Here is an 8,481-nt window from a genome sequence, read left to right on the forward strand (position 1 = left end):
CCCGCCGCCCCCGCCGCCCCCCACCCCGCCCGGGGCCCGGCCCGGGGTCCCGTCCGGGTCCGGGGCCCGGTGCGGGGCCGGTGCCTGGCCCGGGGCCGCGTCTTCGCCCGGGGTCGGGGGTGAGGCCTGGCCCGGGCCCGGGGGCGGGGTGGCTTCGGGTGGGGTTGGGCCGTGTTCGGCTGTGCTCATCTGACCCCCCGGTTCGACGTCGGAGCATCGTCGCCCCTGGCGGGCCGGCCTGTCAGCCAGCCTGCCCGTTCATATCGACGCTTGGCCGGAAGTGGTTCATCGCTGGCTCAAGTCGATGAGCGGAGCAGCTCGATCCAGGCCGGGCCGACCCGGCAGCAGCCGCCGATCAGGCGGGCCCCGGCCCGCTGCCACGCGGCGGTGGGCCACGGCTCGGGGGCGGCCGGGGCGCGCCAGGTGCGGGTGGGCGCGTCCCAGACGGAGCCGTCGTTGGGGTAGGCCAGCAGCGGCTTGTCCGTGACCGATGCCGCGGCCTCCAGCGCGGGCAGGACGTCCGCCGGGGCACAGCAGTTGACGCCGACCGCGACGACCTCGGGCACCCCGGCGGCCGCCGCGAACGCCTCGGCCAGGTCCTGCCCGGCCCGGGTACGGCCGGACTCGACGGTGTACGAGAGCCAGGCCCTGACCCCGGTCCCCGCCACGAGCCCGAGCAGCGCCTCGGCCTCGTCGGTGTCCGGGATCGTCTCCAGGGCCAGGACGTCCGGCTCCGCCGCCAGCAGGGCCTCGATCCGGGGGCGGTGGAAGGCCGCCAGTTCGCGCACGGCCAGGCCGTACCGGCCGCGGTACTCGGAGCCGTCCGCGAGCGTCGCCCCGTACGGCCCGACGGACGCGGCCACCCACACCTCGTGGTCCACGGACCCGGCGGCCCGGGCCGCCAGCTCGACGCTGCGCCGCAGCAGCCCCGTGGTCGTCGCCCGGTCGTAGCCGTGCCGGGCGAAGGCCTCGTAACCGACCTGGTAGGACGCCGTGATCAGCACCTCCGCCCCCGCCCGGGCGTACGCCAGGTGCGCGGCCGCGACCTGCTCCGGCCGCTCGGCGAGCACCCGGCCGGACCACAGGTCACCGGACAGGTCGCAGCCCTGGTCGGCGAGCTGGTTGCTCAGCCCGCCGTCCAGGACGACCGTACGGCGGGCCAGTGCGGCCGCGAGCGGCCCGGACGCGCGCGTCATCGCGGGGCTCCTCGGCCGAGCTGGGACATGACCTGGGAGGCGATCAGCTCCAGGTGGTCCAGGGAACCATCGATCCGAACCTGGGTGATCATCCTGTGGCCTGCTCCTCTTCCTTGTTCGGACGGGCCGCCCACTCGACGTTGATCCGCCGTTCGGCGCGTTCCTCCGCCGGGCCGCTCTTTGAGGCAGCCGCAGCGACGGTTACGGCATCCACGAAGAGACTGAGGAACGACCGCCGCTCTGCGACGCTCCAGCGCGCCCACACCCCCTCAGGATCGAACGGGTTGCCGTCGCCGGCCTCCGTCCACTCATCGATCGGAAGACGGGCGGAGGTGGCGGCCGACGCCCTCAACTCGTCGATGCGCTGCGCGCACTGCTCCTCGTGTGCGGCGTACTTCGCCATGGTCTCGCGGAAAGCCTTCCGCGCTGTGGGGCCGACGTAGGCGTCCCGGTCTTCGCTCAGCTCCTCGACGCTCTGCTGAACGTGCTGAAGCTGCGCTTCCTGCTCTGCCAGCTCTGCGGCGGCCTCCGGGTCGGCTCCTTGTACAGCGAAGCGCTCAGCGGCCACTGAGAGCCATTCGACGTCGTCCGGGTTGCTGGCGTCCAGTGCCCCGAGCCTGGCCCATACGCGCTCTGCGACGATTCGGTCCGTGTGGTCCATGCCGATGCGTAGGACGTGCTTCTCCTCTTTGCCGACAGCCCGCCTCAGGTTGCAGACGTACGCCCCTGCCCCGGCCCGGGCGATGGTCAAGCCGGACTCGCATCGACCACACCGGAGGATTCCCCAGGACCCGAGGAGCGTCATCTCCCCGGTTCGGTCCATGCGGCGTTCACGCTTGCGCCCGTTGAGGGTCTGCTGAATGTCATACCAGCGCTTGGGGCTGATGAACCCGGTGTGTGCAGTCACCGGCTGGCCTTCTTCGTCACGAAGGATGGTCCGCGCCTTCGTCTTCGGGTCTACGGGCCCGATGGCGTAGCCGGCAAGGCGCGGGTCGCGAAGAATGCGCAGTACCACGGTGGCGGACCACTCGTAATCCGCGTTGTCGCTCTCGCCCCTCTTGCGACGCTTCTGCGCGGCTTCCTTGCGCGCCTTCGCCGCTTCCTCGTCGAGGCTGGCAAGCGGTGTACGGAAGCGCTTCTTCGTCAGCGCCGTGGCAATGGCGTTGGGGACGGTGCCCTTCTCGATTTCGTCAATGATGAAGTCGACGGAGTCAGCCGGAGTCGGCTCGGAGGTGTCAGCCGATTCGCTGGCGCGGGGGCCGGGGTGGAGCTGTCGGACGGTGATGCCGTCAACGTTGGTTTCCTCCGCCACAAACCCGTGCGGCACCGGGCCGGAGGAGTGGCTCCCCTTGGCCCTCAGGATTGCGAAGGCGTCCCGGATGAACTTGCTCTTGTTCTTGCTCTCCTGGTGCGCCAGGCCAGCGATCAGGGCGAAGAAGGCGACGCCGAAGGGGTTGTCATCGGAGGTGTTGATGAAGGGCTCTTGGGTCGAGACGAGCGCGACGCCGTACTTGGCCAGCTCCTGTTGGATTTTGAGAGCCTCCGCGGCACCCTGACGGGTCAGGCGCGAGAGCATGTAGATGACGAGAACGTCGAACTCCCCCTTACGGGCATCCTCCAACATCCGCTCGAAGTCGGGCCGGTAGACGTTAGGGTCGTACCCGCTCAGCCCGACGTCCTCGTAGTGGCCCGTGTGCTCCCAGCCGGACTGAGAGTTGATGAATGCGATGCCCGTGTCCCGCTGTATCTGCGGTGACGCCTGGCTGTCCGACTCGCTCTTGTGGCTCTGCCGGCCGTAAGTCCTCGCCCTGACCACGTCTTGGCCCCTGTCCCCCAGGGAGATCAGCTCCACGGGTAGATACGGTACCGCTTCTGGAGAACGCGTCGAAGCCGAGGTCCTCGGTGGCCTTGGCGACGGTCAGGAGCGTGTCGTAGTCGGCGCCCTGCTGCGGCTCGGTGAAGATGCGAAGATCCATGCCCCCATCCTGCCTCCCCCCTGCCCTCCCGGGCCCGCGCTCCCCCGGCCACCGCCGGCCCGGTCCCGCCCCGGCAGGGTGAATCTCGTCAACCGGGGTGCCCGCCCCCGCCCCGGCCAGTGACCAGCGCGGATGGCACTCGTTGGCTCGGACGGAGCCGGACCGCCCGGCCCGCGCGCCGGCGGCCCGTCGCCGGTGTGTTCACCGTCCCCTTCCGCCCCGCGGGAGGGCCCGGGCCGAGGAGGCCGCCATGTCCCAGGAGTCCGTGCCCGAGCACACCGGCCAGGAGCCTACGGGGGCCGTGCTCCCTCCGGCCGCCGCGCAGAGCGGCGCGCCGAAGGGGCTCCTCCAGCAGATGGAGGAGCTGATGGCCGCGCTCAACGCCGACCTCTCCCAGCTCGACGCCGACCTCCAGTCGTCCTCGGAACGCACCGCCGACACCGGCGACTACCCGGCCCCCCGCTCCTTCTGACCCCACGGCCGGACCACAGCCCTACTGGCGGCGGCCCGACCCCCGCCCGGCCGCCGACCTGGCGGCCTGCTCGATCTTCGCGCAGTGGGCTGCACGGGCTTCCTCGTCGATCTGCCTCTCGTGTTCGGCGCGCATGCCGGTCCGGCCGTCGAGGCCCTCGCGCAGGATGTCGGCGTGCCCGGCATGCCGGACGGACTCGCTGAGGACATGGACCATGACGGCGAACAGGTTCGTGTTGGGAGACGGCTCCGGCCACCACGGCACGTGGCCGGGGGCGTCGAGGGGAAGCTCGTTGATCGTCGCGTCGGAGTGTTCCCACGTGCGCCGGTAGAACCCGATGATCTGATCGAGGGTTTCGTCCTCGGTCGCCCACAGATCGCTGCCGTCGTAGTCCTGCCACCGGGGCAGCGGTTCCGGGGAAGGGCGGTCGAAGACCTCGCCGAAGTACCTGGCCTCGACGGTGGCCACGTGTTTGACCAGGCCGAGGAGGTTGGTCCCGGTCGCCGTCAAAGGCCGGCGGACGTCGTACTCGGACAAGCCGTCGAGCTTCCAGAGCAGCGCCTCGCGGTCCCGCCGCAGTCTCCTGTGCAGGTTGTCCTTCGCGAATTCATCGATCATGCGGCATGAGCCTTCCATGGGTTGTTCGTGGTCTGACCTGCGACGGTTACTGCGCAGGAGAACTACACGCATGCTGTTCGGTGCCGTTCTCCGATCCCGTTGAGTGGTTCAGGACGGGAACCGGGGAGGTGGGCGGGTGCCAGGTGAGAATCCAGCCGGCGGTAAGCGCCGCCGCGCCGCCTGCCAGGGCGATTGCGCCGCCTGTTCCGATGCCCGCGGCCACCGAGCCGAAGCAGACCGGCCCGACGCCCTGCAGCGTCATGCTGCCGGAGCCGAGCAGACCGAAGGCCTGGCCTTGGCCATCCTGCGGCAGGGCGTCCAGGAACGGCCGTTGCAGGCCGAGGCCGTAGGCGAATCCGAAGCCGCAGAGCAGCAGCAGACAGGACGAGACGCCCACTCCGGGCTCGGCAGCGAAGCCGACCAGCGGCAGCCCCGTCAGCGCGATCAACGGGACTACCAGTCGCTCCCGGGTGGGCGGCCGTAGCAGTCGCCCCACCAGCAGGTCACCGACAAGCATGCCGACCGGCAGACAGCCCATCAGCACCGCGTACCGGCCGGGCGCGAAGTGGCGCCCTCCCGCGTAGGCGACGATCAGTCCTTCCGCGCCGGCTACGAACGCGGGCGGTAGCCACTGCGCCAGCATCAGTCGTCGTACCGTGTGTCCGCGCAGCAGCAGGCCGGCACCGTGCAGGCTTGCCCGGACGGCCCCGCCGTCGCCCCGAGCGCTGCCGGGTGTGCGGCCGAACGCTCCTGGCAGTCGGGGTAGCCGGAGGCGGACAGCGAGCGCGCAGCCGAGGTAGAGGGCGGCGCTCACCGCGAGCGCCCAGTGCGGGCCGAGTACCGCGACGGCCGCACCTCCCAGCGCCAGACCGAGCAGCTGAGCGCCGGAGGCAGCGATGTTGTTCAGTGAACGGCCCAGTACATAGGCGTCGCCCTCCAGCCACTGCGCGACCAGCCGACCCGACGCGCCGCTGAACACCGGTGTGGCGAGGGCGACCAGCGCCACGACACCGAGGCTTGCCGCGATCGGCATCCGCACCAGGGCGAGCAGCAGGGCGGCGGCGCACTCCAGGGCGTAGCCGCCGGCGATCAGCGCGCGGGGCGGCAGTCGGTCGGCCAGTGAGCCCAGCAGCAGTGAGCCGAACAACTGCGGGAGGAAGCCGATACCGAAGGCCAGTGCGCTGAGCAGCGCGGAGCCGGTGGCCGCGAAGACCAGAACCGAGAACGTGGTGATCCGCAGCGAGCCCGCAGTGATCGCGATGGTTCGGGTCGAGAAGAGCAGCCGGAACCGCGGCTCGGCCAGCACCTCCCGGTAGGTGGCCCGGTGGTTGACCGGCGCGGGTTCGACGGTTGGGGTCATGACCCCGAGCCTCGCCGTGCGCCCACGCCACTCCCCAATGATTCGTCGCTGGACGAATCGGAGCAGACGTCCAGCGGCGGTAGCATGGCAGGGTGCTGCGCTTCGAAGTCTCCGTCGAGGACCTGATGCGCAGCCGCTTCGCGCTGTCGCCCGCGATGGACCTCTGTTTCCTGCTGCGCTCGCTCGCCGGCCACGACCGGCCGCTGCCGCGAGCCTGGGCCGCACGGCTCCTGCCGGCCTTTGAGCGGCTTCGCCGCGAGACCGAACTGGACGCCGTCCTCGCTCTGCAGGCCCCGCAAGGCGGACCGAACTTCGTCGCCCCGCCTCCGCGCGGCCTCAGCCAGACCTGGGCAGACGATCTGGCCGTGATCCGGGCCACACCGCTGGAAGCGGCCCGCCATGAATTCGCCGCCACCGCGACCGGCCCGTCTGCCTCTGATCCCCGCGTACGCGCAGTGCTGGACTCGCCGGACGCCGTCTCCAGGATCGCCGAGGCGATGGACCAGGCGTGGCACGAGCTGCTCGCCGCGGACTGGCCGCAACTGCGCGCGATCTGCGAGCGCGATGTCGTGCACCGGGTGGGTGTGATCGGCGAACACGGATGGGCCACGACCATCGAGAGCCTGCACCCGGGCGTCGCCTGGCACGCCGGCGGCATCGAGATCGGCTTCTTCCGAGGCGGAACAGTCCGCCTCGTCGGCGACGGGCTACTGCTGATCCCTTCGGTCTTCGTCGGGCATATCGCCGCCCACTTGGACGACCCCTGGCCCAGGACCTTGATCTATCCTGCCCGCGGCACCGCCGCCCTGTGGGGCGAACAGGAGACCGTCCCCCAACCGGACGCGCTGACCGCTCTGGTCGGCCGGGCCCGAGCCCGGCTGCTGGTGGCGCTGGACGCCCCGGCCAGTACCAGCCACCTCGCCAGAAGCCTCGCCATGGCACCCGGCGCGGTAGGAGACCACCTCGCCATCCTGCGGGGCGCGGGGCTGCTCGTCCGCGCCCGGTCCGGACGGTCGGTGCTCTACCGGCGCACCCCGCTCGGCGAGGCACTGGTCGCCGGTCCGGGCTGAGGGCTCGGATCAGCACCGCTTTTTGAGGCGTCGTCAGCAGACGGTTGCGCAGCCGAGGGTACATCCTGCGCGTCACCGCCGTCCCGGCCGTGCCCCACCGGCTCCTCACCCTCTGCCAGCCGCTCGACGGCAGCCAGGGCGCCCCGGCGGTCCCGACTCAGTGCCAAGGCCCGCCGCGAGTACGAGAACCGCGTCACCATGCCCGTACGGCTCCCCTACGGCGGGGCCCCGGGCCAAGGCGCCCATGCCACCCAGCCCGCCCGGGCTGCCCAGCCGCCCAGCCGCCCAGCCGCCCAGCCGCCCAGCCGCCCAGGCTGCTCACCCCGCCCAGGCCACCGCTCAGGCCACGCCCGACGCTGATCCCCGTTCGTGGACCGTGAGGCGGCGCAGGAGCGACCGGACCCGGTCGCTGGATTCGTCCGCCGCGTCGATCGACTCTATGCATTGCCAGTACAGGCCCTCGTCGTCCGTGGCACACGCCACCCCGACCAGGGCTATGCCCACTTCGCCCAACAGCGTCTGAAGCCCCAGCAGGGCCTGGCGGACGTCCGACACCCCGGTCAGCTGTGCCGCCCGTGGCGGATACGTCGGAGGTCTGCCCTCGCCCAGCACCGCCGCGCGGTCGAACACCCCGCAGCCTCTGCTCCCCGCTTCACTCAGCCCCCGCGCCTCCGATCTCAGCTCGCGCGGACCTGCCGCCACGAGCCAACTCCCCAGTCCCTCGGCGAGCGCCTGGGCCTGCCAGGCCTCGCCCACGATCTCCATCGCCGCCCCGCTCTGCGCCAGCGCATGCCGGCCGGCCGCGATGAGCCGAACCGCATCCATAGCCGTCCCCCGTCCGCACGACATCCGACGTGCCGTCCACTACCCAGAGTGAAGGCAACGGGCCAGTAAAGCCAGGGGTATTCGGAAATCTGTGGACACAATCAAGGTTGTGGACGACGCCATCACTCCGAAGAGTGACGATTCGGGGTCGAAGTGCCCGGTACCGGAAAGCGGAGCTCGTTCCTCTCGATCTTCGCGGCGAGCGCATCCAGCACATCAATCCCGAGAACCTCACAGAACTGCAGCAGATACGCGAGCACGTCGGCGACCTCATCGGTCACCCGGTGTGCGCTTTCCGGTGCCTCCATGACCCTCGCCGACTGTTCCGGCGTCAGCCACTGGAAGATCTCGACCAGTTCGGACGCCTCGACGCTCAGCGCGGCGGCCAGGTTCTTGGGCGTGTGGTACGGCTCCCAGCCGCGCGCGGCGGCGAAGTCGGCCAGCCGCCGCTGCAACAGGGCCAAGCGTTCCCCGGACGGGGTGTTCGGCGTCTCGTGCGGCTTCTCGTGCGGCGCCTCGTGCGGCTTCTCGTGCGGCGCTTCGTTCGGCTTCTCGTGCGGCGCTTCGTTCGGCGTTTCGTTCACCGCACCAGGTCTACCACTGTCACCCCCGGGAGCTTCCGGGCGTACCTCCCGGTCGTCTCGGTCACCGCCGCCGTCAGCCGGACCTGTCCCCGCCCGCACGACAGCAGGGCCAGCCGCAGCAGTTCGGCGCTCTGCCGCGGGTCCAGGCAGCGGTCGAGGCCGTCCGCCAACACGGTCAGGGCCTGCCGGGCGGGCAGCACCTCGGCCGCCTGGTCGACCGCGAGCACCCCGGGCCCGGTCAGCAGCACCACCGCCAGGGCCAGGAAGCGCAGTTCGCCGGCGCCCAGCCGGGCCAGCGGCGTGGCCGGCCGGGGCTCGCCGCGGACGACGTCCGCCGCGAGCCGCCCGTCGGGCTGCGCCCGCGCGACCAGGTCGTGGAC

At 71.4% G+C, this 8,481-nt stretch carries 8 protein-coding genes and 2 pseudogenes; 2 read left to right on the forward strand and 8 right to left on the reverse strand.

Annotated elements, in window-relative coordinates:
* Positions 1–296 precede the first annotated feature (296 nt).
* The 3 genes and pseudogenes from mmuM to GPJ59_RS38955 form a co-directional block, all read right to left on the reverse strand.
* Positions 297–1,196, reverse strand: a complete 900-nt coding sequence (gene mmuM / locus GPJ59_RS29685; RefSeq protein WP_219671000.1) for a homocysteine S-methyltransferase — start codon at positions 1,194–1,196, stop codon at positions 297–299.
* Between the two features lie 88 nt (positions 1,197–1,284).
* Entirely contained in the window at positions 1,285–3,048 is a 1,764-nt protein-coding gene (locus GPJ59_RS29690; protein ID WP_219671001.1) for a recombinase family protein, read from the reverse strand.
* Positions 3,029–3,256 (reverse strand): annotated as a pseudogene (locus tag GPJ59_RS38955) (hypothetical protein); the annotation flags it as partial. The gene GPJ59_RS29690 and the pseudogene GPJ59_RS38955, both read right to left, overlap by 20 nt.
* A gap of 166 nt (positions 3,257–3,422) precedes the next feature.
* On the opposite strand from GPJ59_RS38955, the gene GPJ59_RS29695 reads away from it, so the two are divergent.
* A complete protein-coding gene (locus tag GPJ59_RS29695; RefSeq protein WP_219671007.1) occupies positions 3,423–3,644 on the forward strand; it encodes a hypothetical protein in 222 nt (73 codons plus the stop codon).
* 21 nt (positions 3,645–3,665) lie between these two features.
* Here GPJ59_RS29695 and GPJ59_RS29700 read toward each other — a convergent pair whose 3' ends face one another.
* Both GPJ59_RS29700 and GPJ59_RS29705 read right to left on the reverse strand, forming a co-directional pair.
* The gene (locus tag GPJ59_RS29700; RefSeq protein ID WP_219671002.1) at positions 3,666–4,262 is read right to left on the reverse strand and encodes a DinB family protein; all 597 of its coding nucleotides are present in this window, start codon (positions 4,260–4,262) and stop codon (positions 3,666–3,668) included.
* Between the two features lie 46 nt (positions 4,263–4,308).
* A complete protein-coding gene (locus GPJ59_RS29705; protein ID WP_219671003.1) occupies positions 4,309–5,622 on the reverse strand; it encodes an MFS transporter in 1,314 nt (437 codons plus the stop codon).
* A 92-nt stretch (positions 5,623–5,714) separates the two neighbouring features.
* On the opposite strand from GPJ59_RS29705, the gene GPJ59_RS29710 reads away from it, so the two are divergent.
* A complete protein-coding gene (locus tag GPJ59_RS29710; RefSeq protein WP_219671004.1) occupies positions 5,715–6,692 on the forward strand; it encodes an ArsR/SmtB family transcription factor in 978 nt (325 codons plus the stop codon).
* A gap of 339 nt (positions 6,693–7,031) precedes the next feature.
* Here the strand turns inward: GPJ59_RS29710 and GPJ59_RS29715 are convergent, their stop codons facing one another.
* From GPJ59_RS29715 to GPJ59_RS29725, 3 genes and pseudogenes are all read right to left on the reverse strand, one after another.
* Positions 7,032–7,517: a DUF6099 family protein gene (locus tag GPJ59_RS29715; protein WP_219671005.1), complete on the reverse strand. Its 486-nt coding sequence runs from the start codon at positions 7,515–7,517 to the stop codon at positions 7,032–7,034.
* Positions 7,518–7,639: 122 nt separating this feature from the next.
* Positions 7,640–7,981 carry a nucleotide pyrophosphohydrolase gene (locus tag GPJ59_RS29720; protein ID WP_219671006.1) on the reverse strand — a complete coding sequence of 114 codons (342 nt, stop codon included), beginning with the start codon at positions 7,979–7,981 and terminating at the stop codon, positions 7,640–7,642.
* A 116-nt stretch (positions 7,982–8,097) separates the two neighbouring features.
* A pseudogene (locus tag GPJ59_RS29725) lies at positions 8,098–8,481 on the reverse strand (ATP-binding protein); the annotation flags it as partial.

Origin of the sequence: Streptomyces bambusae (genome assembly GCF_019400985.1) — a bacterium.
Taxonomy (GTDB): Bacteria; Actinomycetota; Actinomycetes; order Streptomycetales; family Streptomycetaceae; genus Streptomyces; species Streptomyces bambusae_A.